The sequence below is a fragment of the Pauljensenia sp. 20925_1_27 genome (assembly GCF_041432835.1).
Taxonomy (GTDB): Bacteria; Actinomycetota; Actinomycetes; order Actinomycetales; family Actinomycetaceae; genus Pauljensenia.
In genome coordinates, this window is the sequence record NZ_JAPWAH010000002.1 from 84,378 (window position 1) to 110,948 (window position 26,571).

The following is a 26,571-nucleotide window of genomic DNA, read 5'->3' on the forward strand; positions in this document are numbered from 1 at the left end:
CCTTCTCACAGACGGTTCCAATGGGCATACGGCTACTCGGGCGTTGAGCCTAGCGAAGAAACCAAGAGGGCAGCATGTCAAGCTCTAGCTGAATTCAGCTACTGAGTTTGTCATCTGCTTCGTGGCTGGGGCCAGGCGTAAGATACCTGGCCCCAGCCACTGCGGCATAAAGTGCCCAAGCACCCACGAAGAAGACCAGGTTTTCCTGCCAGTCCCCGACGACAATCTCGTGTGTGTGAGTACTGCGATAGAACGAGTTCGTGACAACAAGTAGTAATGCTGCTGCCCCGCTTGACAAGAGTCGTATCCACAGTGCCTTCACTCGCGGTTGCGGCCATCGTCGTGGCGGGTCAACTATCAAAAGAACCAGGCCGGTGAGGAAGGTTCCATAAAGCGGAAGAACCATCAAAAGAGTGCCAGCTGCGGAGAGTCCCGCGGCAGGGATATAGAAAATCCCGAAGCAGATTCCTATCCATGTCGTGTAGGTACGGATCGCGCCCCTGATCGTGTGAGCAGGTGTGCCAAATCGGGCGGAGCTGCTCATGAGCATGTGTCCTGCCACTACCGTGAAGACAATCCAACCGAGACCGAAAGATAGGAGCGTCTCACTCCAGTGTTGAGGTCCATAGTGGGTGGAAGCAACTGCATCAAACGCGATGAGCATGGTGGCTGCAAATCCTACACCCAATACTCGGATCAGTAATGCTCGCCAGAGCGGCGGCTCCCATGTTGATGGCCGATCAATGACAAAAAGCAGCAGCCCGGCGAAAGGTGCAAGCCACAATGGAATGTTCACCGGGGCGACTTCAGCAGTGAAGAGCAGAGAACCGGGCACTATCGCGAAGCCGAGGATGAGCCCTACCCAATACACGTAGGTCCGAACGAATAGTTTTAAAGACTCAACCACTCACACCTCCCATGGACTTCAGCACCGAAACCATGATGATTCTACGGCGGGGAGGCGACCCATGGCCAAAGACGGCACCAACAGGGGTGGACGCCGCGTGCGTGCAGGCGCGAAGCCCGGCCCGCTGGGCGAGAAACTCGCCGCCGGACGCCCCGCCACCCGCCTGGAAGACCCGATCAACGAACCCTTCGACTTCGCAGGTAATGGCATTGGCGATGGTGCGCTGCGTGCCGGGGAGACGATACCCGAACCATCGGACTATCTGTCGGAGATTCAGCGTGACGGCAAACCGCTTGGCGCTGACCTCGTCTATTGGGAGGCGTGGCAGTGGCTCGATCAACGTGGCTGTTCCCAATTCGTGGTGCCTCGCCTGATTGACGCGTATGCGCAGGCGTTTGCCCGGTATGTGCAGTGCGAGCAGGCGATCTCCAAGTTCGGCCTGCTCGGCAAACACCCCACCACCGGTGCCGCCATCGCCAGCCCGTTTGTCGCCATGTCCCAGAGTTTCGTGTATTGGTACGAGATTTACGAGATCGTGCGCGCCACCTGCACCACCGACTACGCGGACACCACGCCCGGCGACGAGGTGATGGAGCGGCTGCTCAACGCCCGCTCATAACCGCCCCTCATGATCTTCGCGTCCACCCTCTAGTGGGGTGGACGCTTTCTTGTACCCCTCCGATTCGTGGAAGCGAGTATGCTTATGTGTTCGATTCGTACTGCCGAGTCTGTGTGTGCTGGTCATCCGGACAAGTTGGCCGATCAGATCGCCGACCAGATCCTCGACGACATCCTCTACGACGACACGGCCGCACGGGTGGCGGTGGAGGTGATGGCAGCCGGTCGTCGGATCATCGTCGCCGGCGAAATCACCACCAACCACCGCCCGCATATCCGGGAGTCTGTGCGCACCGCCCTCGCGCGACCCGGCCGCAGCCTCGTCAGAGTTCTCCGACCTCACTCAAAGTCTGCCAACACGCCCACGTCGCGCGCTGCCTGACGCAGGCGCTTATCGCGTGTCCACAGCGAGACACCGGGGGTTACGACAGCGCTTGCTAGGAGTGAAGCGTCGACAGCACTGAGTCCTCTGCCCCACAAGCGCCTTTCCTCGACGAGGTGCCTCACGCCTTGGTCGTCGACGTTGCGAACGATCATGAGGCGCTCAAGCGCTTTCAGAAAGACCGAGCGATCCTTGAGATTCCCCAGCGCCAGCTCGGTGATAACGCTCTGATGCACGCACACCTGGTCGCGCTCAAGCAGATCGACCAGAACCGGCTCAGTTTTCCGCAGGTGATCGATCCAGATGTTCGTGTCAACGAGGACTCTCATGCGCGCTGCCGACTCCGAGGCGCGGCCTCCGCCGCCGGATCACTGCCGCCGAGCGCAGCGAGCTGCCGTCCGGTCTCGATACGAACGAGGAGCTCTACCGCATCCCTAATCAAAGCGGATCGTTCGCTGACCCCTGTCAGCTCCTCTGCGCGCGCAAGCAGGTCATCATCGAGTGTCACTGTGGTTCTCATGGCTACCTCCACATTCAGGATAGCATCGCGAGCGTCATCATTTGATTCAACTATTGATGCTCACTCACGCTCACGTATCCTCTGCCCAACAGCAAAGCCGGGCCACGCCCTCGCACGACCCGGCCACTGCCTCGTCAGACTGAGTTGATTCAGGCGACTTCCACCGTCGAGAGGGGCACGATTCCACTCAACGTATCCCCTAGCGCGTCTTCGGCGCGATCGAGCTCGTATCGCATCTGCAGGTTCATCCAAAATCCCGGGGTCGTACCGAAGTAGCGGGACAGCCGGATCGCGGTATCAGCCGTAATTCCACGCTTCCCATGGACGATTTCATTGATACGGCGGGGTGGAACACCGATAGCGATGGCGAGCTTGTGCTGCGTAATTCCGAATCCCTCGATGAAGTCTTCCATAAGGACCTCGCCCGGGTGAATCGGTGCAATTTTAGTGGTAGTCAACGATCTCAACCCCTTCTGGACCAGCGTCGCCCCACCTGAAGCAGATACGCCACTGATCATTGATTCGAATACTGTACTGCCCCGCACGATTACCGCGCAGACGCTCGAGTCGGTTACCCGGAGGAATCCGGAGGTCTTCCAGACGGCACGCAGCGTCAATCTGACGCAACTTGCGCAGCGCGACGCGCACGATGCGTGCATCGAGGGAAGGAACAGGCTCCCTCTCAAACAAGCGCTCAGTCTCACGATCCCCGAACGACTGGATCATGACGCACACAATATATCGGGATGCGTTATTAACGCAAGGCGTTAAGTTACATTGTCGTCAGAACCTCATTTTCCGCACGCCAGATGACCGGCAACAGCAAAGCCGGGCCACACCCCCGGACGACCCGACCACGGCCTCGTCGTGAAGAAAATTCTCGTGACCTCGCATCACTATTTGTCACGCGCCGGTGACGCATCTCATTTAACGATGTCACAGCGGTTTTTCAACCGACATCATCCGACAAACCACGCAAGAATGGTTGCGGGGAGCAATACCAGAGCGATCAGCAGGGCACACAGGCTAATCGCGGTGCCTACGACGACACGTCACTGACCCGTTGCTTGAGCCGCGCATCACCCAGCGGCCCCCACCTCCGATTCAATGAAAGAGGCTCACATGAGCGACAACAACGAGAACATTGACCAGGACAAGCCCCCCCAGGGCCCCCTCCAGACAGACCATGGCACGACCACCATCGAGGAGAATGTCGTCGCCAAGATCGCCGGCATGGCTGCTCGCCAGGTGCCCGGCGTCTACGACATGGGTAACGCCGTGCGCCGCGCGTTCAGCGCAGTGACTGACCGCATCCCCACCGGCCAGACCAACGTCACCGGCGGCATCAGCGTCCACAAGGGCGACACCCAGGCTGCCATCGACGTGACCGTCGTCGTTGAGTACGGCTACTCCATCCTCGACGTGTGCAACAACATTCGCGAGAACATCATCCAGCAGATCGAGGGCACCACCGGCCTGGAGGTCGTCGAGGTCAACATCGACGTCACCGACGTTCACCTGCCCGAGGAAGAGACCTCCACCTCCGACTCAGTCAACCTCAAGTGACCTATCCCACCGTCTGGATCTGAGGAACACTCATGAAGACAACGCACCTGGCCCTCCTCGTGGGCCTGTTCATGGGAGCCATACTCGCGTTCGGTTCCTTTGCTGACTTCATCCTTGTCACCCTGTGCGGAGTGGTTGGATGGGCAGTGGGTCTCTACCTGGAGGGCCGGGTCGATGTCCAAAGCATTCTGAATTGGCGAAAGAAATGACGACCGCGACCGCGCCTGACTCCGCAGTCACGCAGTCGAAGCCTGCCCGCGACAACGATTCATCCTTGACGCAGCGCGGCACCACGACTATTCCGGCCAATGTCGTCGCCCGAATCGCCGCTCAAGCCGCGTCTGAATTTGCCGCCGTCGGCTCGAACGCAGGTGGAGTCCTCGGGATTAGCTCCCGCCGAAACTTCGGTTCCCGGCCCGCGGCCCAGTGTGAGCTCTACGGGCAACGCGCGATTCTTCACCTGGATCTAGGCCTCATATTTCCCACTCCGCTGACCTCAACCATCGAGGATCTGCGCGCGCACGTGAGCGCTCGAGTCGAGAAGCTCTGCGGGATGAGCGTTGGCAAGATCACCATCGACATATCGTGGCTCAACCCGAGCAACCACGTCAGGAAGAGCCTGAGATGAAAGCCCCCATTCCTCAACTCGTTTATCGCCCGTCACGCAGCGTACCTGCCACGATTCTGGCACTGCTGCTACTCGTGGTCGGGGGGCTCGGAGCGTGGCTGACGGGGTATCGCCTCGTCGTGGGATCCTGGCCGCATCGCACCGTTACCACGCTCGATGCCATCGGCGCGCTGTCTCTCAGCTCCATTGCAGTGCTCATTGCCGCTGGATTGACAGCCGCCTTCGGACTGTTCATTCTGCTTGCTGCCCTGTGGCCAGGTCGCTGTGAGCACGTCGAGGTCCTTCCCGACGCAATTCCCGGTCAGACTGCGGTGCGCCGCTTGGACCTTGCCAGCCTCGTGAAGACACAGGTCATGCAGGTCGCCGCCATTCGTTCCGCATCTGTCACGACGCTCCCTTCAAGGGTCGACGTTGTGGCCTACAGCGACCTCGATGATTTAGAGGCGGTACGCGACGCGGCTTCACAGAGGACCGACGAGGCGCTGAAGATTTTTCAGCCCGTGGGCATCACCCATAGCCGCGTCCGCGCCAAACGCGTGAACTAAAGGAGAGTCGATTATGCGCAGAGTTTCTGCTGCTCTCAACAGGGCACTCCTGGCTGTTTTCGGCCTGCTCGTCGCCTGCGCAGCGATCTGGGTGCTTGCGTCCGGCCTTGACGCCGGTCACTATGTGCGCGGGATGAGCGACTATCTCGCTTCGGCGCAGGAAGATATCGGGGCATTCCTCTCGCCCCGCGCGCACTGGCTCGTACCGTTGGTCCTTCTGGCATCCGTGCTCGCCTTTCTCCTTGGCCTGCTGTTGCTTCTCATGCAGGTGCCTCGCAGGCCTGCGAATTCCTCTTTGAGGATCAGCGGCTCCGACGGCACCCTGTTAGCTGTCCTCTCCCCAGAGGTCCTGTCGCAGGCCCTTTCGGAGCGGGCGCAGGGCATTCCCGGTGTCGAGCGATGCACCGTCTTTGTCACCGGTTCCCCGAGCAAGCTCTGGGTTCAGGCAGATACGAGCGTCGCGCCGGACTGTGAGATCGAGTGGACTGTCGCTGAACTGCGCAAGCAGCTCAATAGCGACGTGGAAATGTCTCTCGGTGTTCCTCCCAAGCAGCTCGATGTCCTCGTGCGGCTGGCGCGCTCCGTGAGTGCGGAATCCACATCGAAGGCCGTGACGGGCCAGCCATCGCCTACAATCACCGGAACAGGCGCGTGAGGCGTGGGGCAGGGCGGGCGTCGCCTTGCCCCACGTTTTCATTGGACAGAGCAGCTACATTCACGAGGCGGGGGCTGAGTTCAACCTGAACGCTGACGCCCCGAAAGCTCCCAACAGCAAAGCCGGGCCACGCTCTCGCGCGACCCGGCCACGGCCTCGTCGGGCCCCTCACCTCAGGCGATTTCCACCATCGCAAGCGGAACGATTCCACTCAACGTATCCCCCAGCGCATCTTCGGCACAGTCGAGCTCGTAGCGCATCTGCAGGTTCATCCAGAACCCCGGGGTTGTGCCGAAGTAGCGGGAAAGCCGCATCGCGGTATCGGCCGTAATTCCCCGCTTCCCATGGACGATGTCGTTGATACGACGGGGCGGAACACCGATAGCGACAGCGAGCTTATGCTGCGTAATTCCGAAGCCCTCAATGAAGTCTTCCATAAGGACTTCGCCCGGGTGAATCGGAGCAAGTTTAGTGGTAGTCAACGATCTCAACCCCTTCTGGACCAGCTTCGCCCAGGCCGTCACGCATCAGGACTGCATTCACCACGAGCGGCGAGGGTCTGTCCGAACAAGCGAGCGCACTCGATTGCCCTGCATCGCAAGATCAGGCAGCTTCGGATCTATCAATGCAAGAATGCCAAGCATGTCCCGCAGCCGCCAACGGATGTCGACGGACAACAAGTTCTCATGATGAGCCACACGATTCCTCAGCTTCCTCACTCGATCGAGCTGATCAGCCAGCCTCTCACGGCCCAAGTCGGAAGGGTCCGCATAGGGAAACGCATCCGACAAACATTCTTGCCACAACTGTTGACACTGCTGAGGCTGATTCCAAACCCTCGGCTTAATGAGATAGACCCAGGTTCCGAACATAAAATGCGACACAACATCATCGTGCGTGACGGCTGCCAAACGACGCGGATGAGTCTTTGGACGCAAGCGCGATTGCTCACGCGCAAAGTTCTGGGCGACCGCAAGGCTCTTGTGGGTGACAAGGTCATACAGCAAGGGCGCCGCCCCCTTGCCTAGCGCCCAATCCATCCTATATTCAGGCCCCTGTTGATCATTCCACACCCGCAGCTTGCGATCCATTGAGTTTCGCAAACCGACCTCAACAAACGCGATAGTCGAAAACAACGCCCCCGCGAGATCTGTAACCCACAAGTAAAGTTCACAAGCACGCTCGTCATCTCCATCCGCTTCCTGGAGGTATGGAGCAAGCCTCGCCGAACCAGCTAGGTCTAAGATCACACTTCCCTCTACCACACTTTAATGTTACCTTACTGGTAATCGCGTTGGGCTTGGACCAACGCAGTCTACTACGGGGATCCTCGCCATCACGGCGAGGATCCCTTGGTATTCCAAGAGCATCGCACACTTCGTCACGCAGATGGAGCTGTTACTCTCGCCATAAGCAAGTGGCCGGGCCACGCTCTCGCGCGACCCGGCCACTGCCTCGTTCAGAAATGATTAAACATTAAACCTGAACTCAACCGCATTTCGTATATGGCTAACATTATAGCGACCGCATTTTCGTGTGTAACTAACACCGCATAGCGCTCTAAGTTGACAAGGATTTGACAAGGGGACTAGGATCGCAAATTAGGAACCTAGGTGCGATCAGAAAGAAAGCCTAGCACCAAGGTTGGGATCACCCCTGCGACGATGAGTTAGTCGGGCCTCCTTAACCAGGAGGCGTGGAGGTAGGCACTCCATATCGCGCCCAGATCTACGTGTGGGGTCTCGTAAGCCCCTTAGGAGAATGCAATAGGCGGTCTCGCCCACCGCCCCCTCTGATCTCAAGTTTTCAGAGGGTGCTTAGATCGGTTGGTTACCGGTCGAGGCTGAGTCACCCGAAATTAGGGCGGGACAGGCGGATGTTGAATCCGTAGCGGATCCCTTTCTGGCTGTTTGGGCGCCATATGAGCGCGCCGTCTATGAGCAAGCGGACCAGAGGACAGACGCACGTTTAGCGTGCCTTTCTCTGGAGGCTCTCATGCCAGAAAGTTCTTTTACTACTACCCCGCTTGAAAACTCTCATTACCTCACGCTCCAAGAAGCACAGCAGCTTGGTTATGGCGCGTACTCAACCCTTCGCTCGTGGATTGCCAAGGGCAAACTCCCTGCTTACAAGACAGGTGCGCGCATCAAGGTGCTTCGTAAGGACCTCGAAACGCTTGTTCAACCGGTCCATGCTGATCCGGTTGAGTCGCATATTAAGGCGCTTGTCGATGCCGCGCCTCGCCTGAGCGATGATCAGATCGCACGCCTCCGCTTCGCGCTTGGAGGTGTGCTATGAGCGACACAAACGAAAGCCCCCGCATCCAGGGGGACACGGGGGCCGTCGAGTTCAACGTCCATCCTACCATCGAAGACGACGCCATCGAAAGCCTGATGCACCTCATCGACAAGGGCGCGTTGATCACCCCAAGCGAGTTCTACAGTCTCATCTCCGAGACGGTGATCCGCTGGGCGAACGACCGGGGACTCATAGGCCGTAACCGTGGTCGGCAGATGGATCGCAAGGCGTTCGACCTGATCCGTAACTTCCTCGTGATTATCAAGGCGAACAAGGGCAGTTGTGTGGTGAAGTGTGCGCCGGAGAACCTGCCGCCGTTCATGCTCGCTCAGTTCATTGCCGCAGAGCATTGCGTCGTGCTGGTCGGTGAGGAGACTGATGAGGTAGCGAAGATGCCGCTCATGCGGTATCACACCTCTGGCCGCTTCAAGGGCACGTACCGCGAGGTTACCGAGCGCGAGGGCGTGTATGAGTTGCTGGCGCCGTACACGAGGATGATGAATCGCTATCTCGTCTCCGAGGTGTACGTCCAATTGCGCTCGCTTGCGCCGCTCGTGGCTGAGTGTACTGAGCCTCACCTTGTCCCGGTGGACAACGGCATCTACAACGTTGAGACTCGCACGCTCGAAGCGTTCTCGCCAGATCGCGTGTACCTGACCAAGTGCATGACCGCCTACAACCCAAACGCTGTATCTCCGATGCGCACGTTGAAGGACGGCTCGCCCTGGGAGTTCAACTCGTGGTTGGCGGATCTCTTTACGGGCGACATGGAACGGGTCGCGCTCGTCTGGCAGACGATCACGGCGGCTCTTCGAGTCCACAAGAACTACGACAAAGCCGTGTGCTTCTACTCGTCTAAGGGCGAAGGTGGGAAGGGCACTCTGCTCGTCCTACTCAAAGAGCTCGTGGGAGCTGGCAACTGGGCATCTGTGCCGATCAAGAAGTTCGGCGACCGATTCGGTACCGAGCCGCTCTTCGGTAAGTCTGCGGTTTTCACCGACGAGAACTCGGTGAGCGTCTTCACCGAGACGGCGAGCGACTTGAAGCAGTACATCACCCATGAGGTCATCACGATCGACCGAAAGAACCAGCGTGCTGTCCAGTGGCGACCTCGCGGAATCATGGTCCAGTGCTTAAACGACCTTCCCGAGTTCGCGGATAAGACCGACTCGTTGTGGCGACGGTTCGTGTTTCTGCCGTTCGACAAGTGCTTCACGGGAGCTCGGGATTCGTCCATTAAAGACAAGTTCATGCGTGATCCTGAGGTCCTGGAATACGTCCTCAAAGTCGCGCTGGAGCTGCCCGACTCCGACGATTTCATCGTCGGAGCGAAGGCCGTCGAGCTCGGCGAGGACGTCAAGCTCAACAACGATCCGGTTCGCGTTTGGTGGGGCGAGAACACACACCGACTGGTGTCCAATGTTCTACCTGTCGAGTTCCTGTTCGCGACGTACGTCGCTTGGTTCAGACAAACCAATCCCTCGGGTCGAGTGATCTCCTACCGGAAGTTCCGAGAGCGTCTGAAGGTGATCCTCGACGGCGAGAGTGCACCCCAGTTCCGCCTTATGGGACGCGACGAGAACCCCGTCATGTGGGGGCGGTACTGGGACGACGAACCGCTTGCCAAAGAGTACGGGTACGCGCTTGGAACCGAATGGGGAGACACGTCCGCTGGACACCCCCTGTTCTTTGAGAACCACCCTCGTGGCCGTGGCCTCGTTCGTCTTCAGCCGATCACCACAATCTAGCCCTCTCGCCGTCTGGGCAGCGGCATCAACACACAAAATGAAAAGGAGGACATGAACAATGTCTAACGTCAAGGAACTCGAGAAGGCAGCTAAGAAGAAGTATCTTGCTGAACTCAAGGAGATACACGAGCAGGAGGCTCGGAAGGAGGAGCAACTCCTCGCTCGTGTTGCTCGCCTTATAGAGCAGTATGAGCCTGAGCGTTTCGCTCAGTACCGTGAGCGAGCTGCCTCGCTTATCGAGCAGGAGGAGAAGGAGCAGAAGGAGCAGGAGGAGCAGCGGCGTGCTGCTCGTGCCGCGCGCGCGAAGGCTGCTCGTGCTCGTCGGAAGGCGCAGTCGGAGGCTGTGCATGACGACGGAGGCGAGGCGCAATGACCGGCTACGAAGTGAGGTCAGCGCGCTTCGTCTCGCAGGGCATGAAGCCTTACATCTCTGCTCGTGCGACCAGCACGGAGCAGAGCGTGAAGGCGCGTCCTGCGCAGCCCTCGGTCACCTCGTCTGCTGCTGTGCAGCACGGGGTGACCTCCCCCTCGCCCGCAGTGAGCAACGCGAACGAGGACGTGGGCCAGCTGCATGTTGGAGGACAGAGGAGCTTGCTCCGATCGTCCGACAACAGGCCTGCTGGCAGTGTCGTATTGCCGCCTCTCAATGTGCTTGAGGAGGAGGGCGGTAATACGAATGCATCTGCCCCGGCGACAGAGGAGACAACACAGGGGGCAGATGCGCGCGTCATCCTCGATGCACATATCGATGTGAGGGTGACGCGTACCGAGCTTGGCGCTGTAAAGCGTGAAGCTCGGGAGTTCGGCGTGAAGCCGAGCACGTGGGTGCGTGCTGTCCTGCGTGATGCGCTGGACGCACGTAGCCACGCGGTGGAGGCACTCGCTGCTCAGGCAGCGGTGCCGATGCCGTCGCCCGAGAAAGCGAGGGCGGTTGAGCAGTTGCGTCGTGTCGGTGTGACTCTGTATCAGGTTAAGCGATCTGGATCTGCTGTTAACGATGATCTTCTTCTTAAGGTCATTGACAGGGTGGATGAGGTACGTGCGGCGTTCAGAGACGAGGTAAGTCTATGAGCACGGTCAACGTACAGCCGACGACGAATGCGCGATCAGCTGTTGCGTACGCGTTGTACGGCAGAAGTGGGGATCGTTATCAGCGCTTTGAGGATGAGGATAAGGACACCCGTACTGAGTGGTACACGTGCTCGATGGGTGGACCGAAGGCGATTGTTGCGCGTGCTGAGCAAATCCGTGCAATTGGTCGTCGCAACGAGATGTACACCTACACGCAGAACTTCTCTCCTGAGGAGTTCGATGTGAATAATCCTGAGCACATCCAACGCGTGCATGACCTCGGTGTGAAGCTTGCCAAGCGCATGAACAGTGCAGACTTTCTTGTCGTGACGCACACCGATAGTGCGGGTGGGCACTTGCACAACCACATCTACGTTGTGAATCACGACAACCTCACTGGGAAAGCACTGTCTCGATGTCGCTCGTGGTCTCGTGGTCTTCGGCAAGTTAATGACCAACTCATGCGTGATGAGGGCTGTCAGGTGCTTCCTGATCCACAGATGCCCAAGCCTGATTGGGATCTGCGTCGCGGCGCGTTCAAGGACGGCGGTTTCGAGCAGAAGCTCGGAGACATAGTGATGGAGGCGCTCTTCGATCAGCGCTCGGTTGATCGTGAGTCGTTCGAGCAGGTGCTCGCTGAGCATGAGGTACGTTTGCGCGTCACGGATCGGGATGGTTGGACGTACTCCATGCGACGTGAGGATAACGGTAAGTGGGGACGGCGTAAGGCATCGTCGCTCTGCGATGAGTTCACAGCGAAGGGTGTTGGAGAGATCTTCGCATTCCGTCAACAGAATAAGACTATTACACAGAAGGGAGAGCAGCATGAGCGCTCTGGACAAGATCATGCAGGAACAACAAGACTCGGAGACGTTAGCGTCCTTGACGTTGAGGCTCGACGCCGTAGAGGCTCAGTCACGCAAGTTGACGGAGGCAAACAATGCGACGAGCGACTTTCTCGAGGGGATGGACGAGGCGCTGACCGCAGCGATCAATCAGGTGAAAGAGTTGAGCTCGCAGCAGCACGAGCAGCCCTCGCAGACGCAGCTCGACGACGAGACGAAGAACAGGCTGAACGAGATCGAGAAGACACTAGCCGAAGTCGCGAAGCAGCGGAGCCTAAGCGGAGCAGTGAAGCTGAGCGATGGAAGCACAGTGACGCAATCCGATCTGCAAGCATTTTCGATGACAAAGCAGATCAACGAAAAGATGACGACTATGACTACGGCCTTTGAGGATCTCACTAAGGAGGTACATGCGAAATCGAGAGTACTTGACGATGAGAAGGCAAAGCGTTGGCTTGATGATGTAGGTCGTTGGATTGCGGATAAGGTTGACGAACGCTTCGACCAGGCCGTTCAAGAACCCGTAGACGGCCTCAGGAGCGATCTTGAGGGCTTCCGTGAGGATGTATCCACCCTAGGGGCTGAAAGGCTCTCAGAAGCCCGTACAGAGCTTCAAGGGCTCCTCAGTGAGATGAGGGGGGTAGAGGAAACAGTTAAGCGTTACGAACGTCAAGTAAATTTTGTGAGTGTTTCGCGGATTGCGCTTGCTCTTATCCCCCTTTTGATTGCCCTGATCCTTGTGGGTGGCCTCGTGTGGGGCGTTGGGAACATGTTCGGCATCGGCCCGCTCTTTGGCTGGGCATGGGGCTTGTTCACGGCGGCTTCGGTGTGGTGGCATAAGGTGTTGATCGCGCTGGCAACACTTGGCGGTGCTGCATTCTTTGTCTGGGCAGTGTTGAGAGTGAGTCAGTGGGTGTACAACGAACTGAGGTGAGTGCTTGGGCCGTGACATGTGAGGAAACAATACCCCGGTTACCAGTTGAACTGCCTCCCGTTTCTTGGACATCGAAATTGAAGTCCAGGGAATGGGAGGCTTTTCGTGTCTGTGGATCTGGGGTTGAGGCATGATCGTTTGCTTCGGGAGCAGGCGGTGGAGATGTTTGAGAGGGGATGTGGCTATGGTTTGACCGCCAAGAGGCTGGGTGTGTCTGCTGAGGCCGTGCGACACTGGCAGAAGACGTACCGCGCAATTGGGAAGGATGGGCTTCTTGCCATGGGAGTAAAGCAGGCCAGATACGACTATGAGACCAAGGTCGCCGCAGCGAGCGCCGTGGTTGATGGCGGGATGAGTAAGCCTGAGGCGATGGTGCGTTTCGGTATTGCGAGCGCGACACCGTTGAAGCAGTGGTGCAGGTTGTACCGTGAGGGCGGCGCGCAGGCCCTCATGCCTAAGCCTAAGGGCAGGCCGAAGGGGTCGGTGCGGGCGGTGCTCCCAACGCGTGAGGAGGAACTCGCCGAGCGCGTGCGCAAGCTTGAGGCGCAGGTGGCGTACCTAAAAAAATCGATTGCCCTGAAGGCACAGAGGCGCTCCCAAACCGGGACAAAGCCCTAGTGGTCGCTGAGCTTTCAGGGCGTGGACACGCGGTGGGTGATCTCCTCGAGGTTGCTGGTCTTGCCAGGTCGAGCTACTACTACGCGCTGGCTCACCCCAAGGGCGTGACCCGGGCGCAGCTACGTCCCAAGGTCGCGCAGATCTTTTCGCGAACCCCCAACGGGTGCGGTCACAGGCAGGTCGCCATGTGCCTGCGCGCTGAGGACGGGGAGCGCATCGCCGACAAGACGGTCTTGAAGATGATGCGTGAGATGGGTTTGCGCTGTGGCATACGCCGCGAGAGGGCTTACCACAGGTACAACTCCTACAAGGGGGACGTGGGGCAAAGCTTCGCAAACATTATCGGCCGCGACTTCAAGGCGACCGGTCCCTGGCAGAAATTGGGTACCGATGTCACCGAGTTCAAGCTCTCCTTCGGTAAGGCCTACCTCGCTCCGGTCTACGACTTTGCCAGCAAAGAGATCGTCGCCTACTCCATCTCTATGTGCCCTAACCTCGCCCAGCAACAAGAGATGCTCCAGATGCTCATGGACGCCAAACCAGCAGGGGTCGAGCCGATCTTGCACTCGGACATGGGGTGGCAGTACCAACACGAGACCTACATCAGCACGCTCGCCGATAACGGTTTCATCCAGAGCATGTCACGCAAAGGCAACTGCATCGACAACGGCGCCACTGAGCAGGTCTTCGGCCACCTCAAGGACGAGTTCTTTCGCGGCCAAGACTGGCCAACCTTCGAGACCTTCAAAGCCGACCTCGCCACCTACATCACGCACTGGAACACAACAAGACGCCAAGTAAAGCTCAAGGGCCTGACCCCGGCAGAATACCGGGATCAGGCCCTACGGGAAGCCGCATAACGGCTACCATTAAACGCGTCCAAGTTTCGGGGCGCAGTTCAAGTGAGGTAACCGGGGTATTGTGTCATAACGATCTGTAGACGAAGACGCCGCCATCAGGCGCGTCGGTGATGGTGTAGTCGAATTCTTGGTCATGGATCCATGCGTCCCAGTCGAAGAAACGCTTAGCTTCCTCAGGCCATCCTTCCATCAGGCAGATGTCTTCAGCGAGCTGCGTAGCGTAGTCCTCGAACGAGTCCCAGCAGCCGCAATAGCGCTCCTCGAAGTCGGAGACGCTTGGTAGATCATCACCTTCTGCAACATAACAGCCGGAATCTACCCAAGCGAGCAGTGCAGGCCACTGTTCCTCTCCGACCTCATCGAAGACCTCACCCCAAAGCTGTGCGGTATCGGGTGACATTTCACCTGTTCCGCGAGGGAACCCCTCATGATCGAAGATCCATAGCTCTTCGTGAGCTGTGGGGCCTTGGTGCAAGTCTTCAGGCGTCACTTCACCGGCTTCTTCTGCCGGGAACCATTTCCCGTTGAGTATGCCCTGGTTGTAGCAAGGTAGACAGCCGATCCAGACCGATGGACGAACAGTAGTTTGCGTAATCATTCCAACCTCCCGAGTAGGTGGAGGTGAGGCCGGGCACTCCAGCTTTGGAAAGGACGCACATGGACGACCCCACCTCCAATGAGTAGCTCGAGGTCGCATTGCGACCTGAGTTCCGAGAATGAGCGGGAGGAGGATATTTACCGCTTAGGGGGGGATGATCTTTATCGTTTTTGTATTCCTCGTGGAGGTGGAGCAGCGTAACTGCACACATCATGTGTGCATGTGTGCAGCGATGTGTGCAGCGACTTTTCACTGCTATCTCAATGAAACGTCCTTATTCTGCACACATGCACACACCTCAATACATATTTACTGAGGTAGAGAACATACGCCATATTTTCTCCCCTATAGAAGAAGTTGGGTTCCGTGTGTGCATGTGTGTAGCAGCCACTTTCGCCTGTCATATCAACGAAAAGTGGTGCACACACCATGTGTGCAGATGTGTGCAGTGTGTGCAGGCGTTTTCCCTTGCGAGCCCGACGTTCGTTGATGATGACCTCCGCGCCCCGTAGGGGCGCTGAGCGATAATCCTTCTTCTTCAAGTGATTTTTAATGGTCCAAAGGCCCTCTATTTCCATTCGATGGTGACGGAATCGGGGTCAAATCCTTTACGGCCTTGTGCTGCTTTCTTGAGGGTCACGGTCATGAGCGTGTCAATGAGAGTTCGTTGCACCGCGATTGACGCATCTAGAAAGCTTTCTGCAGGGTTTTCTACACCGAGGATGTGCCCGAGTACTACCCCGGTGCCCGACGCGAGTCTCTCAGCCTCTAGACGCTGTATTTCATCTCGTGCAGCCTTTCGGATACGAGCAAGGTCAGCACCTTCGATAATCTCAGCGTCATAGTCGTGTTCTGCGCGTGCAATTCGTGCTCGCTGTTCAGCGATACGCTGGGAAAAAGCGTCTTGAGCCTGTGGGTCCAGCTGCTTCTTGCGCCTATTGAGGTCTTTTCGTTTAAGTCGCTCAATGACAACGGCTCTCACGTAGTCGTCAATGACCGTGCGGCTACGGTTCAGGTGTCCTTCTTTGCAGCTGTAGTACCGAGCGCGTGTAATGACGGGTTTTCCGCACACTTCGCAACGGTAAAGCCCTGCGCCTAGATGCTTGCGTACGGTTGATCCGGTGCGGTTAGTTACTCGCGTGGGGTCGTCAAGCAGATTTTGGACAGTCCACCATGTGTCAGGCTCTATGATTGCTTCCCACTGCCCGAGCACGGGTTCATTGTTCGTGTCGCGCACAATGTTGTCTTTGATCGCTTTTCGGCGACTTTCTCCTGCTGGGGCCTTACGATCTCGTATGTTTGTGTAGACGGAATAGCCCGCATAGCGAGGGTTTCTCAGGATTGACAGAATTGTTGAAGCGAGCCAAGGCTTTTGAGCGGGCAGCGGACGAGGCGTTTTACCTTCGGCAATTCGCCTCTCATTCCTCTCAATGACGAGCGTGCGACTGTGCAAGGGGAACTGTGCCAGTCCCGTTGCCACGTCATCGCCTTCCACACCGCTTAAAGCACGGGCGATGGAGTTGAGTGAGTTACCGCGTAGGAACGCAGCGTAAATACCTCTGACAACTTCCGCTTCGGCGGGGATCACGCTGCCGTCAATCATGTAGCCGAGAGGCCGAACACCTTTCGGAGGTCTCCCCTGCTCGGCACGTTGACGTTGAGCACGAGATTGTCGAGCGCCTTTACGCTCGACTTCGGCTCGGGCTACTGCTGCCTTGATACGCGCGTACATACGCCCGCCGTCAGCACTGAGGTCGGCATCGCCGTTGGCGGTGACGAGGAGAAGGCCATGCCGTTCAGCTCGGTCGATCCAGTCCTCCAACTCCCGAGGTTGGCGGGTGAGACGATCAAGGTCATAGGAGATGATCGCGTCGAGGAGACCTGCCTCGTAGTCTTGGACCATACGTTCGTAGGCTGGCCGTCTCTTTGTCCGGTCTGAGGCAGAGATCGACTGATCAACGTAGGTCTCAACGACTTCCCAGTGACGGTTTTTCGCGAGTTCCTCACAGTCTTCACGTTGGCGGTCGATGGCAAGGCCGTCCATCTCGCGGTCAAGGGAGATGCGCAGGTAGATGGCCGCACGGATTGGTTGGTTGGAGGTAGGTTTCATACCTCAAGTTTAACGCTTAGATGTAAGCCCCGTGCGAAACTCAATTTCGCATCCGCCTAACGATATATGGAGGCGTAAACCCTAACCGATGAGATAGATCTACCCTAACCAGCTAACAGGGGCTTCTCACCAGAAGAAACACGACCTGAGCGCGATCATCAATTCAAGCATCCCGTCCGAGAAGTTCTCATTCAGTGGGCCTCGGTGCGAAAAAGTATCAGCATACGATCTTATATGCCAGAACTTACCGTTAGAAGAGCTGAGGATCAGGCTCTGCGAGACGATACCCCGGAATCATGTGCGCAATAGCGCGAGCGTCCATTGAAGCAAGTTCTCCAGGTTCGATTTTTCGCAGACCCCCTCCATACACTCTCCCACCATCAAGTAGCTCTTCGGCACTGATAGATAAAAGCGTCTCAAAGACAGACTCAATCGAAATCTGATTAAGTTCAATGGCATCCGCGAGCGCCCCGATTGGATACAACATCAGGTACATATTTGTGGCGATGGCTTGCGATTTGTTGAGAATAAAGCGGAACGGTTTATTACTCTTCACAGAGCCTCGTCCCATGTATGTCAACAAGATAGGCGCTGGATCGCGTCGCTCGATCTTAAACCACACTCTTCGAGACTTCACGAGATAGGCATTAAGGATCTTCTCGTCAGCTTGCCCGAGATAGTCAGCGAGGGCAGGGTCTGACTCTCTCAACTCACCTACACTGTTCGCGGACGGTTGCAATACGGCGAGCTGATGATCGAGCATTGGATACCCCTCCAACGATGACTCGACGATTTCCTGTCGCACGTATCGAGGAGCAGGCATTATCGGTGTCACATTATCTCGCCTAATCCCCAGTGCCTCAATGCGCTCTCGAGGCAAAATGAAAAAATCGTTGTTACCTGTGGCAATACCTCGTCGAATTTTAAAGAATTCATCGAATCGCGGAAAAGTTCCCAGTTCACGATTACCGTGATCGAAAAATAAAGGACCCCACTTTCGGCTAAAATCTAGGGACTGCTGGCTGTAATACCGAACCTGCTGAGGTTCACAGACTGTCCCCCCTCGACTAAACGCAACCTTGTGATCACCAATCGGACGCTCGTTAGTAAAAACAACCACCGATGAAGTCACCAAAGCATCACTGAACTGCATTTCCTCAGGATCGAAACGATGAATTCTATTGAGCGTAACCTTCTCGACTAAGTATTGGCGTATCACTCTTCCATAATTCGTGTCTAGAAACTCGGAAGGAATCAACCACGCGCTCACCGCGCCGGGCGCTAGCAGTTGATGGGATAAAAGCATGAAGTAAACATAAAGTCCCGACAAACCACTCACTTTAAGATTTAACTCTTTTTGAATTCTTCTTTGTCCAGCGAGCTTCTGGGAAGGATCAAGATGATGGTGTCGGACATACGGCGGGTTAGCCACTAAAAGATTAAAGCTATTGCCTAACTGAGCAGAAACGGCCAAGAAGTCGCCTTCAACTACTTTAAGACCAGCCTCACCCCACAAATCTCTAGCAGCAGTGGCGAAACGGTTATCCAGCTCAACCCCTACCGCTTCAGCTAACTCCGCATTCTGGTTTTGTTCGAGCAAAGCTGAAAAGAACGCGCCCGACCCACATGAAGGCTCCAGGAATCGCACCTCTCGTCTTCCATGCAAGCTTAGGGCGAAACGCATTACATCTTCAGCTAGCTGCGGCGGCGTTGCAAACTGACCTGTCTCATTCCGTTGCTTGGCAGAACGCTCTGCGTCAAGCAACTGCTGGATTGAAAGTCGACGAGACTCTAGATCTATTCTCTCAAAGTCCAGCAAGGGCCAAATCCTCGACTCGATGTTCCCAAACCCAGTCAATCCGTTCACTCGCCTCATAACCAAGGTAACCTGGCGAGAAATAACCGGTTAAAAACAGTACTAAATCGACTTCATCTCCGTAAGAAGCTCTAAGTTGGTGAACCTTTTGCGCTTCCTCTTTACGTCGTTTGTTTGTGTTTGTCTCATCGCCAGCACTTTTAGCTTCGATTAGCAATGGCATACCCGAGTCCAAAGCTTGTCGAGGTTGAATCACTACGTCGATAGGCATGTCCGTCCGAATCCCATTTTCACTGAACACTGGTACATTCTGATGGATAGCATATGTTCCAGGATCCATGTCACGAATGTCAGTCGCTGCGGGTATTTGACGATGAACATATCCCTTAGATTCCAGCCAGTTTCTAATGACCGCAATTTGCCTCGCCTCTTGGACATTTCGAATCACGGGATCAGTCAGAACATTAGTTCTTCGATCGCCAACAATGACGGCAGCAATCTCAATTTGTTGCGGCGTAGGTTCACTACCAGTAGCGAGCCACGGGAACAAAGTCAGGTCAAGCATATTTTCCACAACACGACAAATCCTGCTGAGATGCGCATTGAGTTCATGCGGTTTCATCCGCGGGGGAAGACGATTCTCTTTCTCAAGTGTCTCTAAGAAGCTTTTCTTAGACCCTGCGAGACCCATGAGTCGATCTCTGGCGATCGGCGGAGCTGTCGATTGTCGAAGCGTCGAAACGATACCAGGACTTTCCTTAATAACGTCGGGAGTTAATAAACGCATATAGTCAGTGGCCTTGAACAGGCGCTCGACATCATTAACTACTTCCGCGCGCGCTCGACGATATGCCTCAGGTGCCGCTTCCATAAACCACGTGTTATACAAGAGGACCGACCTCTGCCAATCCTCAGCCCATAGTGCCGTTCGTTCGCGGTTGATACTAACTGTCATAACCCCTGCTCAGCTACCTCTCCGGCCCTACTATCGCGGCAGTCTTGGTCTACGCTAAGGAGCAACCCAGATAGTCGCGTTGGGAGCCTCATCTCTTCCCACCAGACGTAAGCCCCGTACGGAACTCCACGACGTCACCGTCCGCCATCACATAGTCCTTGCCTTCCATGCGGACCTTGCCGGCGGCCTTCGCGGCGGCCATGGAGCCGGCTTCGACCAGGTCATCGAAGGAGACGACCTCGGCCTTGATAAAGCCCTTTTCGAAGTCCGTGTGGATGACGCCGGCGGCCTTGGGGGCGGTGTCGCCCTTGTGGATCGTCCAGGCGCGCGCTTCCTTCTCACCGGCGGTGAGGTAGGTCTGCAGGCCCAGGGTGTCGAAGCCGACGCGGGCCAGCTTGTCCAGGCCGGACTCGTCCTGACCGGACTCGGCGAGCATCTCGCGGGCGTCCTCCTCGTCCAGTTCGACCAGCTCGGCCTCGAACTGGGCGTCCAGGAAGATGGCCTCGGCGGGGGCTACGAGGGAGCGTAGTTCGTCCTTCATCTCCTCGTTGTCCATCTCGGCGGCGTCCATGTTGAACACGAAGATGAAGGGCTTGGAGGTCATGAGCTGGAAGGAACGCAGCGCGTCCTGGTCCAGCTTGGCGCCCTCGGGGCCGGACAGCAGCTCGCCGCGCTCCAGCAGCTCGAGAGCCGCTCGCGCGGTTTCGAGGACGATCGGCTCGGTCTTCTTGCCGCGCACCTCCTTTTCGAGGCGCGGGATCTGCTTTTCAATCGTCTGCATGTCGGCGAGGATCAGCTCGGTCTTGATGGTCTCGATGTCCGAGGCCGGGTCCACCTTGCCGTCAACGTGCACGACGTCGGGGTCGGAGAAGGCGCGCGTGACCTGGCAGATCGCGTCGGCCTCGCGGATGTTGGCCAGGAACTGGTTGCCCAGGCCCTCACCCTCGGAGGCGCCGCGCACGATGCCGGCGATGTCGACGAAGGACACGGTGGCGGGGATGATGCGCTGGGAGCCGAAGATCTCCGCGAGCGTGTTCAGGCGCGGGTCGGGCAGGGGCACGACGCCGACGTTGGGCTCGATGGTCGCGAAGGGGTAGTTCGCGGCGAGCACGGTCGCACGGGTCAGGGCATTGAACAGGGTGGACTTGCCGACGTTGGGCAGTCCAGCGATACCGATAGTAAGAGACACGCCCCCATCCTATCGGAGCAGGCCCGGTGACGTTGCCCTACTTCGTGTGGTTTGGCCCGGCGACACGGGGCGCGTGGGGGCGCGCGGGTGCCATGCCGGCGTTCTTGAGGTCGGCGCGCAGGTCGCGGGGCAGCGCGAAGGTCGTCGATTCGGTTTCGGTGCGGGCCACCTCGACGGTGGGGAATCCGCGCTCCTGCAGCCATTCGATGACGTCGCGCACGAGGATTTCGGGCACGGAGGCGCCGGAGGTGAGGCCCACGGTCTGGGCCCCCTCGAACCAGGCCTCCTGGAGCTCGTCGGCCTTGTCGACGCGGTAGGCGGCGCCCGCCCCGGCCTCGAGCGCGACCTCGACGAGGCGCACGGAGTTCGAGGAGTTCGCCGATCCGACGACGACCATGACGTCCACCTGGGGCGCGATGAATTTCACGGCGCCCTGGCGGTTCTGGGTGGCGTAGCAGATGTCGTCCGATGGCGGGTCGATGAGCTGCGGGAAGCGCTGGCGCAGGCGGTCCACGGTCTCGCGGGTCTCGTCGACGGAGAGCGTGGTCTGGGAGATCCACACGACGCGCGAGGGGTCGCGCACGACGACGCCCTCGACCTCGTCGGGGGTGCCGACGACCTGGATGTGGTCGGGGGCCTCGCCGAATGTGCCCTCGACCTCCTCGTGGCCCTGGTGACCCACCAGGATGATGTCGTAGTCTTCCTTCGCGAAACGCACGGCCTCGCGGTGCACCTTGGTCACGAGCGGGCAGGTCGCGTCGATCGTGGCGAGGTGGCGGGTGGCGGCGGCCTCGTGGACGGCCGGGGAGACGCCGTGCGCGGAGAAGACGACGCGGGCACCCTCGGGCACCTCGTCGGTCTCCTGCACGAAGATCGCGCCGCGCTTGGTCAGCGACTCGACGACGAACTTGTTGTGGACGATCTCCTTGCGCACGTACACGGGCGCGCCGTAGAGCTCGAGGGCCTTTTCGACGACGTCGACGGCGCGATCCACGCCGGCGCAGTATCCGCGCGGGGCCGCCAAGAGAATGCGGCCGCTGCCCTCGCCGTGGGAGGCGGGCAGGGGGGATTCGGCGCTGGCACGCAGGTCGACGTTTTCATTCATGCATCCACACTAGCGCCCGGGGACCGAGGCGTGCGCGAGCTCGTGGCAATCCCACACGCTCCTCATCGACGAGGCCGGGGCCACCCCCGCTCCCCGACCGCCCTGGGCGCGGGGCGGGCCCGGGCGCCCCCTCACGCTCACCCGACCGGGCGAGAGGGGCTGTCCACAGGGGCGGGGCGCGGCAGCGCGGAGGGGCTATTCGTGTGGCATGCTGAGGGACGTGACATTGCCTGCTACCCCTGCTGCGCCGCCTCCGAGCGGCACGCCCCAGCCTCGTCCGCCCGCCGCGAAGGCGGCCGACACGACGCGCGATAATCCGTGGCCGCTGCGCAGGCTGACGGAGAACATCAAGGTGTACGTGGACCGCATGAGCCCCCTGTGGGTGGAGGGCCAGGTCGTCGAGTACAAGGTGCGTCCGGGCGCGAAGATGCACTTTTTGACGCTGCGGGACCTGCAGACGGACACGTCGATGACGGTGACCGCGTGGGCGGGCGTCATGGATTCGACGCCGCTGACCGAGGGCGCGCGCGTGGTGACGCGCGTGAAGCCGGTGTTCTGGGAGCGATCGGGCCGCTTGAATCTGCAGGCCGCGGAGATTCACCTGCAGGGCGTGGGTGACCTGCTGGCGCAGATTGAGGCGCTGCGCGCCCGCCTGGCCGCCGAGGGCCTGTTCGCCGATGCGCGCAAGAAGCCTCTGCCTTTCCTGCCGCGCACGATCGGCCTGATCTGCGGGCGGGGCGCCAAGGCGAAGGACGACGTGGTCGTCAACGCGTCGGACCGTTGGCCGGCCGCGCGTTTCGAGATTCGCGAGGTCGCCGTGCAGGGTGACCACTGCGTGCCCGAGGTGGGCCGTGCGCTCCTCGAGCTGGACGCGATGGACGACGTGGACGTCATCGTGATCGCGCGCGGTGGCGGCGCGGTCGAGGATCTCCTGCCTTTCTCCGACGAGCGCCTCGTGCGCGCCGCCGCAAACGCCCGCACCCCCATCGTCTCCGCGATCGGACACGAAGGCGATTCTCCCCTGCTGGACCTGGTGGCTGACTACCGGGCGTCGACCCCGACGGACGCGGCTCGGCGCATCGTGCCGGACCGCGCCCGCGAGCGCGACGGCATCTCCCAGGCGCTGACCCGCATGCGCGGGGCGCTGGGGGCGCGTCTGGCGACGGAGCGCTCGAACTTGACGCTCATTGCGTCGCGCCCGGTGCTTCAGGGCCCCGAGGCGATCGTCGAGGGGCACCGGGTGGCCCTCGCGCAGAAGGTGAGCGCGCTGCGGGCGGCGATCGAGCGTCGGCTCGCGTCGGAGCGCCAGCAGCTGACGCGTTCGCGCGCGACGCTGACGGCCCTGTCCCCGCAGGCGACGTTGGACCGCGGCTACGCGCTCCTGAAGACCCCGTCGGGCACCCTCATCACGTCCTCGGCGCAGATCAAGAAGGGCGACCTCATCGAAGGCATCCTGGCGTCGGGCCGCATGGTCGCCCAGGTCGTGGGGGCTACGAACCCCACTCCCGCCCCGAACACCCCCGACACAGACGCCTGATCCGCAGGGCCCGCCCCGGCCTCGTCCCCAGACTTCTCACACAAAGGAACACTGTTATGACCACGAACGACCAGCTCCCCGATCCCCAGTCCCTCGGCTACGAGGAGGCGCGCGACGAGCTCGTGCGCATCGTCCAAACCCTCGAGGGAGGACAGGCGCCGCTGGAGGACACTCTCACAATGTGGGAACGCGGCGAAGCCCTGGCAGCGCGCTGTTCCCAGATCCTGGACGGCGCCCAGACGCGTCTTTCTGAACGCACGGTGACACCCGGCGCGGAAGCACGCTAATGTACATTCTGTAGATCCGCTCACACGCAGGTGAGGAGACACCATGACGGTGCAATCTGGCCCCCACATTCTCGCGATCGGCGAGGCGCTCATCGACGTCGTCATGACGTATGAGCAGCCCGACTTCCCCGTTGAGATCCCCGGTGGCTCTCCCGCGAACGTCGCCCTGACGCTGGGGCGCCTCGGCCGCCCGGTGGCTCTGGCGACGTGGATCGGTCTGGACGAGCGCGGCCGCCTCATCGACTTCCACATGAACGATTCCGACGTGCACGTCACCGCGGCCTCACGCGGCGCCTCGCACACGTCGACGGCCCTGGCACGCCTGGACGAGTCGGGCGCAGCCTCCTACACCTTCGACCTGGAGTGGGCGCCGACTCCGCCGATCAAGGTTCCGGCGACCGCTCAGATCCTTGAGGCCGGTTCGATCTCCGCGATCATCGAGCCCGGTGCTTCTGCGGTCCTCGATGCGCTGGCCCGTGGACGCGAGCACGCGCTCGTGTGCTTCGATCCGAACGCGCGTCCCTCGATCATGGGGGAGCCGGAGGCAGCACTGGCCGCCCTTGAGCGTTTCATTGCGCTGTCGGACGTCGTCAAGGTGTCGGATGAGGACATCGAGTGGCTGACGGGCGGCGCTCCCATCGACGAGGTCGTGGATCGTTGGCTGGGTATGGGACCGTCTCTCGTGGTGGTCACGCGCGGCAAGCACGGCAGCGAGGTCGCCACCGTCTCGGGCCTGCGCTTCACGAAGACCCCCGCGGACGTCCCGGTCGTCGACACGGTCGGCGCGGGAGACTCCTTCATGGGTGGCATCATCGACGCCATGTGGGGCATGGGGTTGCGTGGTGGCGAGGCTCGCGAGACTCTGCGAACCCTGCCCGAGGAGCAGGTCCGCGCTATCATCGACCGCGCGAGCGCCGTGTCCGACGTGACGGTGTCGCGCAAGGGCGCGAATCCGCCCTGGGCGCACGAGCTCGCCTGATTCCAACGCACACGTTCACGAGGCCGGTCCCCATCGGGGTCCGGCCTCGTTCGTTCGCAAGGTAGCGTTCGGCGCGTCCCTACTTGCCCATGCGGCGCTCGCGCTGCGCGTAGGAGCGTAGGGCGCGCAGGAAGTCGACGCGCCGGAAGTCCGGCCAGTAGACCTCGCAGAAGTAGTACTCGGAGTGCACGGACTGCCACAGCATGAAGCCCGAGAGGCGCTGTTCGCCGGAGGTGCGAATGACGAGGTCGGGGTCGGGCTGGTCCTTCGTGTACAGGTGGGCCGCGATATCCGCGTCGGTGAAAGAGTCGGCGAGCTCGTCGAGGGTCTTGCCCTGGGCGGAGGCCTCGCGCATCATGGCGCGCACGGCCTCGGTGATCTCGTGTCGGCCGCCGTAGCCGACCGCGATATTGACGGTCATTCCCTGCACGTCGGCGGTGCGTGCGACGGACGCACGCAGGTCCTCGGAAACCTTCTCAGGCAGCAGAGACAGGTCGCCCACGACAGCCAGCTTCCAGCGCCCCTGGTCGGCCAGGAGCGAGACGGCCTCGCAGATGATGCGCAGCAGCTCGCCCAGCTCGCCGGCCTCGCGCGACAGGTTGTCGGTCGACAGGAGCCACAGCGTCACGATCGACACACCCGCGTCGTCGGACCACTGGAGGAACTCGCTGATCTTGCCCGCGCCCGCGCGGTGTCCCTGCGAGGCGGTTGCGCCCAGGGACTTTGCCCAGCGGCGGTTACCGTCCAGTATGACCCCGATGTGGGCGGGGACGGCGGCGTCAGACAACTCAGCTTTGAGGCGACGCTCATACATGTCGTAGAGCATGTTCCACTGGGCCATGGTGTCCCTCCTGATGCTGTCGCACCCCGCGGTGCAGCGTAGTCTTATGCCATCAAGGGTATCGCGCCCGGGGACGCAGGGAAACAGAAATACTCTCGGAGTGCGAGAACACGCCTGTCACAATAAGTTACGGCGTAGTAACCTACGGACTCGTAAGAAATGTTGACAGCTCGATCGGGGGAACGAATGAACATCGCATCGCTCACGCCCAAGGAGTGGTTCTCGGGCCAGCTCGTGCAGATCAAGCCGAAGCTGCGCGGATGGCTACACCTGGGCGCTACCCCGCTGTCTCTCGCCGCATCCATCGTCCTCGTCTGCCTGGCACCCACGACGGCGACGAAGATCGGATCCGCCGTCTACCTGGCATGCTCCCTCATCCTCTTCGGCGTCTCCGCCACCTACCATCGCTTCTACTGGGCGCCGCGCTGGGAGATCATGTGGAAGCGCCTGGACCACTCCAACATCTTCCTGCTCATCGCGGGTACGTACACGCCGATCACGATCGCTCTCCTTGAGCGATTCGACGCAACCGTCCTCCTGTCGGTCGTCTGGGGCGGGGCGCTCGTCGGCATCCTCCTCAACCTCTTTTGGCCCACCGCCCCGCGCTGGCTCACCACCCTCGTCTACGTCGCGCTCGGGTGGGTCGCGGTCTGGTATCTGCCCCAGCTGTGGGTGGGCGGCGGCCCGGTCGTCGTCTGGCTCATCGTCGCCGGAGGCGTCCTCTACACACTCGGAGCGATCGTCTACGGTACGAAGAAACCCGACCCCTCCCCCGCCTGGTTCGGCTTCCACGAGATATTCCACGCCTTCACCGTCGCCGCGTGGGCCTGCCACTGCGTCGCCGTCTACCTGGCAGTCTTGAATTCCTGACTCGCCACCCAGGTGCCCGACACCCGAGGCCTGGCGCAATGTTGCTACACTCGACACCATGCGCGCCGGCACCCGTGTCGGCGCTCGAT

At 59.6% G+C, this 26,571-nt stretch carries 32 protein-coding genes and 1 pseudogene; 19 read left to right on the top strand and 14 right to left on the bottom strand.

From position 1 onward, the window contains the following. Nucleotides 1-94: 94 nt before the first annotated feature. The gene (locus O3684_RS01895; RefSeq protein ID WP_500064690.1) at nt 95-907 is read right to left on the bottom strand and encodes a hypothetical protein; all 813 of its coding nucleotides are present in this window, start codon (nt 905-907) and stop codon (nt 95-97) included. A gap of 61 nt (nt 908-968) precedes the next feature. On the opposite strand from O3684_RS01895, the gene O3684_RS01900 reads away from it, so the two are divergent. Further along, nucleotides 969-1,526: a terminase gene (locus tag O3684_RS01900; RefSeq protein ID WP_500064692.1), complete on the top strand. Its 558-nt coding sequence runs from the start codon at nt 969-971 to the stop codon at nt 1,524-1,526. 78 nt (nt 1,527-1,604) lie between these two features. After that, nucleotides 1,605-1,907 (top strand): S-adenosylmethionine synthetase N-terminal domain-containing protein, encoded by a 303-nt coding sequence (locus tag O3684_RS01905; protein ID WP_500064693.1) that lies wholly within the window; start codon nt 1,605-1,607, stop codon nt 1,905-1,907. Here O3684_RS01905 and O3684_RS01910 read toward each other — a convergent pair. From O3684_RS01910 to O3684_RS01925, 4 genes are all read right to left on the bottom strand, one after another. Further along, entirely contained in the window at nt 1,865-2,236 is a 372-nt protein-coding gene (locus O3684_RS01910) for a type II toxin-antitoxin system VapC family toxin (protein WP_500064694.1), read from the bottom strand. The two genes, O3684_RS01905 and O3684_RS01910, sit on opposite strands and share 43 nt — an antisense overlap. Next, nucleotides 2,233-2,427 carry a type II toxin-antitoxin system VapB family antitoxin gene (locus O3684_RS01915; RefSeq protein ID WP_500064696.1) on the bottom strand — a complete coding sequence of 65 codons (195 nt, stop codon included), beginning with the start codon at nt 2,425-2,427 and terminating at the stop codon, nt 2,233-2,235. Before O3684_RS01915 ends, O3684_RS01910 begins: the two co-directional genes overlap by 4 nt. A 149-nt stretch (nt 2,428-2,576) precedes the next feature. Further along, entirely contained in the window at nt 2,577-2,945 is a 369-nt protein-coding gene (locus O3684_RS01920; RefSeq protein WP_500064697.1) for a HigA family addiction module antitoxin, read from the bottom strand. Further along, nucleotides 2,872-3,153: a type II toxin-antitoxin system RelE/ParE family toxin gene (locus O3684_RS01925; protein ID WP_500064698.1), complete on the bottom strand. Its 282-nt coding sequence runs from the start codon at nt 3,151-3,153 to the stop codon at nt 2,872-2,874. The genes O3684_RS01920 and O3684_RS01925 overlap by 74 nt, the downstream gene beginning before the upstream one ends. Before the next feature lie 396 nt (nt 3,154-3,549). Between O3684_RS01925 and O3684_RS01930 the strand changes: the two genes are divergently transcribed. The 5 genes from O3684_RS01930 to O3684_RS01950 are packed head-to-tail and all read left to right on the top strand — an operon-like array spanning nt 3,550 to nt 5,821. Then, a complete protein-coding gene (locus O3684_RS01930; protein WP_500064699.1) occupies nt 3,550-3,993 on the top strand; it encodes an Asp23/Gls24 family envelope stress response protein in 444 nt (147 codons plus the stop codon). A gap of 32 nt (nt 3,994-4,025) precedes the next feature. Next, entirely contained in the window at nt 4,026-4,202 is a 177-nt protein-coding gene (locus O3684_RS01935; RefSeq protein ID WP_500064700.1) for a hypothetical protein, read from the top strand. Continuing rightward, nucleotides 4,199-4,621 carry a hypothetical protein gene (locus O3684_RS01940; RefSeq protein WP_500064701.1) on the top strand — a complete coding sequence of 141 codons (423 nt, stop codon included), beginning with the start codon at nt 4,199-4,201 and terminating at the stop codon, nt 4,619-4,621. The genes O3684_RS01935 and O3684_RS01940 overlap by 4 nt, the downstream gene beginning before the upstream one ends. Next, nucleotides 4,618-5,166: a DUF6286 domain-containing protein gene (locus O3684_RS01945; RefSeq protein ID WP_500064702.1), complete on the top strand. Its 549-nt coding sequence runs from the start codon at nt 4,618-4,620 to the stop codon at nt 5,164-5,166. Before O3684_RS01940 ends, O3684_RS01945 begins: the two co-directional genes overlap by 4 nt. A gap of 13 nt (nt 5,167-5,179) precedes the next feature. Continuing rightward, the gene (locus O3684_RS01950; protein WP_500064703.1) at nt 5,180-5,821 is read left to right on the top strand and encodes a hypothetical protein; all 642 of its coding nucleotides are present in this window, start codon (nt 5,180-5,182) and stop codon (nt 5,819-5,821) included. A 173-nt stretch (nt 5,822-5,994) separates the two neighbouring features. Here the strand turns inward: O3684_RS01950 and O3684_RS01955 are convergent, their stop codons facing one another. Beyond that, the gene (locus O3684_RS01955; RefSeq protein WP_500064705.1) at nt 5,995-6,303 is read right to left on the bottom strand and encodes a HigA family addiction module antitoxin; all 309 of its coding nucleotides are present in this window, start codon (nt 6,301-6,303) and stop codon (nt 5,995-5,997) included. 57 nt (nt 6,304-6,360) lie between these two features. Then, the gene (locus O3684_RS01960) at nt 6,361-7,071 is read right to left on the bottom strand and encodes a hypothetical protein (RefSeq protein WP_500063357.1); all 711 of its coding nucleotides are present in this window, start codon (nt 7,069-7,071) and stop codon (nt 6,361-6,363) included. Between the two features lie 745 nt (nt 7,072-7,816). Here O3684_RS01960 and O3684_RS01965 point away from each other — a divergent pair. The 8 genes and pseudogenes from O3684_RS01965 to O3684_RS02000 all read left to right on the top strand — a co-directional run bounded on the left by O3684_RS01965 (nt 7,817) and on the right by O3684_RS02000 (nt 14,195). Continuing rightward, nucleotides 7,817-8,119 (top strand): helix-turn-helix domain-containing protein, encoded by a 303-nt coding sequence (locus O3684_RS01965; protein ID WP_500064707.1) that lies wholly within the window; start codon nt 7,817-7,819, stop codon nt 8,117-8,119. Continuing rightward, on the top strand, nt 8,116-9,867 hold the full coding sequence (locus tag O3684_RS01970) for a DNA primase family protein (protein WP_500064709.1): 1,752 nt from the start codon (nt 8,116-8,118) through the stop codon (nt 9,865-9,867). Before O3684_RS01965 ends, O3684_RS01970 begins: the two co-directional genes overlap by 4 nt. Nucleotides 9,868-9,925: 58 nt before the next feature. Further along, on the top strand, nt 9,926-10,240 hold the full coding sequence (locus O3684_RS01975) for a hypothetical protein (protein ID WP_500064711.1): 315 nt from the start codon (nt 9,926-9,928) through the stop codon (nt 10,238-10,240). Continuing rightward, on the top strand, nt 10,237-10,938 hold the full coding sequence (locus O3684_RS01980; RefSeq protein ID WP_500064713.1) for a hypothetical protein: 702 nt from the start codon (nt 10,237-10,239) through the stop codon (nt 10,936-10,938). The genes O3684_RS01975 and O3684_RS01980 overlap by 4 nt, the downstream gene beginning before the upstream one ends. Nucleotides 10,939-11,072: 134 nt before the next feature. After that, nucleotides 11,073-11,354 (top strand): annotated as a pseudogene (locus O3684_RS01985) (relaxase/mobilization nuclease domain-containing protein); the annotation flags it as partial. A gap of 409 nt (nt 11,355-11,763) precedes the next feature. Then, nucleotides 11,764-12,717, top strand: a complete 954-nt coding sequence (locus O3684_RS01990) for a hypothetical protein (RefSeq protein WP_500064947.1) — start codon at nt 11,764-11,766, stop codon at nt 12,715-12,717. A 105-nt stretch (nt 12,718-12,822) separates the two neighbouring features. Further along, on the top strand, nt 12,823-13,335 hold the full coding sequence (locus tag O3684_RS01995; RefSeq protein ID WP_500064714.1) for a transposase: 513 nt from the start codon (nt 12,823-12,825) through the stop codon (nt 13,333-13,335). A 32-nt stretch (nt 13,336-13,367) separates the two neighbouring features. After that, nucleotides 13,368-14,195: an IS3 family transposase gene (locus O3684_RS02000; protein WP_500064716.1), complete on the top strand. Its 828-nt coding sequence runs from the start codon at nt 13,368-13,370 to the stop codon at nt 14,193-14,195. Between the two features lie 64 nt (nt 14,196-14,259). Here O3684_RS02000 and O3684_RS02005 read toward each other — a convergent pair whose 3' ends face one another. The 6 genes from O3684_RS02005 to O3684_RS02030 form a co-directional block, all read right to left on the bottom strand. Then, complete coding sequence (locus tag O3684_RS02005) at nt 14,260-14,793, bottom strand: antirestriction protein ArdA (protein ID WP_500064718.1); 534 nt, start codon at nt 14,791-14,793, stop codon at nt 14,260-14,262. A 568-nt stretch (nt 14,794-15,361) separates the two neighbouring features. After that, a complete protein-coding gene (locus tag O3684_RS02010) occupies nt 15,362-16,903 on the bottom strand; it encodes a recombinase family protein (RefSeq protein WP_500064719.1) in 1,542 nt (513 codons plus the stop codon). A 250-nt stretch (nt 16,904-17,153) separates the two neighbouring features. Next, nucleotides 17,154-18,722 (bottom strand): Eco57I restriction-modification methylase domain-containing protein, encoded by a 1,569-nt coding sequence (locus tag O3684_RS02015; protein WP_500064721.1) that lies wholly within the window; start codon nt 18,720-18,722, stop codon nt 17,154-17,156. Then, complete coding sequence (locus O3684_RS02020; protein ID WP_500064723.1) at nt 18,709-19,590, bottom strand: XamI family restriction endonuclease; 882 nt, start codon at nt 19,588-19,590, stop codon at nt 18,709-18,711. The genes O3684_RS02015 and O3684_RS02020 overlap by 14 nt, the downstream gene beginning before the upstream one ends. 172 nt (nt 19,591-19,762) lie before the next feature. Further along, on the bottom strand, nt 19,763-20,863 hold the full coding sequence (gene ychF / locus O3684_RS02025) for a redox-regulated ATPase YchF (protein ID WP_500064725.1): 1,101 nt from the start codon (nt 20,861-20,863) through the stop codon (nt 19,763-19,765). Between the two features lie 37 nt (nt 20,864-20,900). Beyond that, the gene (locus O3684_RS02030) at nt 20,901-21,968 is read right to left on the bottom strand and encodes a 4-hydroxy-3-methylbut-2-enyl diphosphate reductase (RefSeq protein WP_500064727.1); all 1,068 of its coding nucleotides are present in this window, start codon (nt 21,966-21,968) and stop codon (nt 20,901-20,903) included. 208 nt (nt 21,969-22,176) lie between these two features. Here O3684_RS02030 and xseA point away from each other — a divergent pair, with 208 nt between their 5' ends. Genes xseA through O3684_RS02045 form a run of 3 tightly spaced genes read left to right on the top strand, consistent with a single transcriptional unit; the run spans nt 22,177 to nt 24,771 of the window. Continuing rightward, complete coding sequence (gene xseA, locus O3684_RS02035; RefSeq protein WP_500064728.1) at nt 22,177-23,505, top strand: exodeoxyribonuclease VII large subunit; 1,329 nt, start codon at nt 22,177-22,179, stop codon at nt 23,503-23,505. Nucleotides 23,506-23,561: 56 nt separating this feature from the next. Next, nucleotides 23,562-23,792, top strand: a complete 231-nt coding sequence (locus O3684_RS02040) for an exodeoxyribonuclease VII small subunit (protein WP_048677678.1) — start codon at nt 23,562-23,564, stop codon at nt 23,790-23,792. 43 nt (nt 23,793-23,835) lie between these two features. Continuing rightward, nucleotides 23,836-24,771: a carbohydrate kinase family protein gene (locus O3684_RS02045; protein ID WP_500064729.1), complete on the top strand. Its 936-nt coding sequence runs from the start codon at nt 23,836-23,838 to the stop codon at nt 24,769-24,771. A 79-nt stretch (nt 24,772-24,850) separates the two neighbouring features. On the opposite strand, the gene O3684_RS02050 is transcribed toward O3684_RS02045, so the two are convergent. Next, a complete protein-coding gene (locus O3684_RS02050) occupies nt 24,851-25,612 on the bottom strand; it encodes an isoprenyl transferase (RefSeq protein WP_500064731.1) in 762 nt (253 codons plus the stop codon). A 186-nt stretch (nt 25,613-25,798) separates the two neighbouring features. Here O3684_RS02050 and trhA point away from each other — a divergent pair, with 186 nt between their 5' ends. Next, nucleotides 25,799-26,482 carry a PAQR family membrane homeostasis protein TrhA gene (trhA, locus tag O3684_RS02055; protein ID WP_500063367.1) on the top strand — a complete coding sequence of 228 codons (684 nt, stop codon included), beginning with the start codon at nt 25,799-25,801 and terminating at the stop codon, nt 26,480-26,482. Nucleotides 26,483-26,571 lie beyond the last annotated feature (89 nt).

Excerpts from the sequence above, each read along its gene's own strand:
- O3684_RS01940 (WP_500064701.1), top strand. The coding sequence starts at position 4,199 with ATGACGACCGCGACCGCGCCTGACTCCGCAGTCACGCAGTCGAAGCCT.
- O3684_RS01935 (WP_500064700.1), top strand. The coding sequence starts at position 4,026 with ATGAAGACAACGCACCTGGCCCTCCTCGTGGGCCTGTTCATGGGAGCC.
- O3684_RS02010 (WP_500064719.1), bottom strand. The coding sequence starts at position 16,903 with ATGAAACCTACCTCCAACCAACCAATCCGTGCGGCCATCTACCTGCGC.
- O3684_RS01915 (WP_500064696.1), bottom strand. The coding sequence starts at position 2,427 with ATGAGAACCACAGTGACACTCGATGATGACCTGCTTGCGCGCGCAGAG.
- O3684_RS02005 (WP_500064718.1), bottom strand. The coding sequence starts at position 14,793 with ATGATTACGCAAACTACTGTTCGTCCATCGGTCTGGATCGGCTGTCTA.
- O3684_RS01965 (WP_500064707.1), top strand. The coding sequence starts at position 7,817 with ATGCCAGAAAGTTCTTTTACTACTACCCCGCTTGAAAACTCTCATTAC.
- xseA (WP_500064728.1), top strand. The coding sequence starts at position 22,177 with ATGCTGAGGGACGTGACATTGCCTGCTACCCCTGCTGCGCCGCCTCCG.
- O3684_RS01980 (WP_500064713.1), top strand. The coding sequence starts at position 10,237 with ATGACCGGCTACGAAGTGAGGTCAGCGCGCTTCGTCTCGCAGGGCATG.
- O3684_RS02040 (WP_048677678.1), top strand. The coding sequence starts at position 23,562 with ATGACCACGAACGACCAGCTCCCCGATCCCCAGTCCCTCGGCTACGAG.
- O3684_RS01950 (WP_500064703.1), top strand. The coding sequence starts at position 5,180 with ATGCGCAGAGTTTCTGCTGCTCTCAACAGGGCACTCCTGGCTGTTTTC.
- O3684_RS01925 (WP_500064698.1), bottom strand. The coding sequence starts at position 3,153 with ATGATCCAGTCGTTCGGGGATCGTGAGACTGAGCGCTTGTTTGAGAGG.
- O3684_RS01975 (WP_500064711.1), top strand. The coding sequence starts at position 9,926 with ATGTCTAACGTCAAGGAACTCGAGAAGGCAGCTAAGAAGAAGTATCTT.
- O3684_RS02045 (WP_500064729.1), top strand. The coding sequence starts at position 23,836 with ATGACGGTGCAATCTGGCCCCCACATTCTCGCGATCGGCGAGGCGCTC.
- O3684_RS01930 (WP_500064699.1), top strand. The coding sequence starts at position 3,550 with ATGAGCGACAACAACGAGAACATTGACCAGGACAAGCCCCCCCAGGGC.
- O3684_RS02030 (WP_500064727.1), bottom strand. The coding sequence starts at position 21,968 with ATGAATGAAAACGTCGACCTGCGTGCCAGCGCCGAATCCCCCCTGCCC.
- O3684_RS01900 (WP_500064692.1), top strand. The coding sequence starts at position 969 with ATGGCCAAAGACGGCACCAACAGGGGTGGACGCCGCGTGCGTGCAGGC.
- O3684_RS01945 (WP_500064702.1), top strand. The coding sequence starts at position 4,618 with ATGAAAGCCCCCATTCCTCAACTCGTTTATCGCCCGTCACGCAGCGTA.
- O3684_RS01990 (WP_500064947.1), top strand. The coding sequence starts at position 11,764 with ATGAGCGCTCTGGACAAGATCATGCAGGAACAACAAGACTCGGAGACG.
- trhA (WP_500063367.1), top strand. The coding sequence starts at position 25,799 with ATGAACATCGCATCGCTCACGCCCAAGGAGTGGTTCTCGGGCCAGCTC.
- O3684_RS01920 (WP_500064697.1), bottom strand. The coding sequence starts at position 2,945 with ATGATCAGTGGCGTATCTGCTTCAGGTGGGGCGACGCTGGTCCAGAAG.
- O3684_RS02020 (WP_500064723.1), bottom strand. The coding sequence starts at position 19,590 with ATGGAAGCGGCACCTGAGGCATATCGTCGAGCGCGCGCGGAAGTAGTT.
- O3684_RS02050 (WP_500064731.1), bottom strand. The coding sequence starts at position 25,612 with ATGGCCCAGTGGAACATGCTCTACGACATGTATGAGCGTCGCCTCAAA.
- O3684_RS01970 (WP_500064709.1), top strand. The coding sequence starts at position 8,116 with ATGAGCGACACAAACGAAAGCCCCCGCATCCAGGGGGACACGGGGGCC.
- O3684_RS01910 (WP_500064694.1), bottom strand. The coding sequence starts at position 2,236 with ATGAGAGTCCTCGTTGACACGAACATCTGGATCGATCACCTGCGGAAA.
- O3684_RS01905 (WP_500064693.1), top strand. The coding sequence starts at position 1,605 with ATGCTTATGTGTTCGATTCGTACTGCCGAGTCTGTGTGTGCTGGTCAT.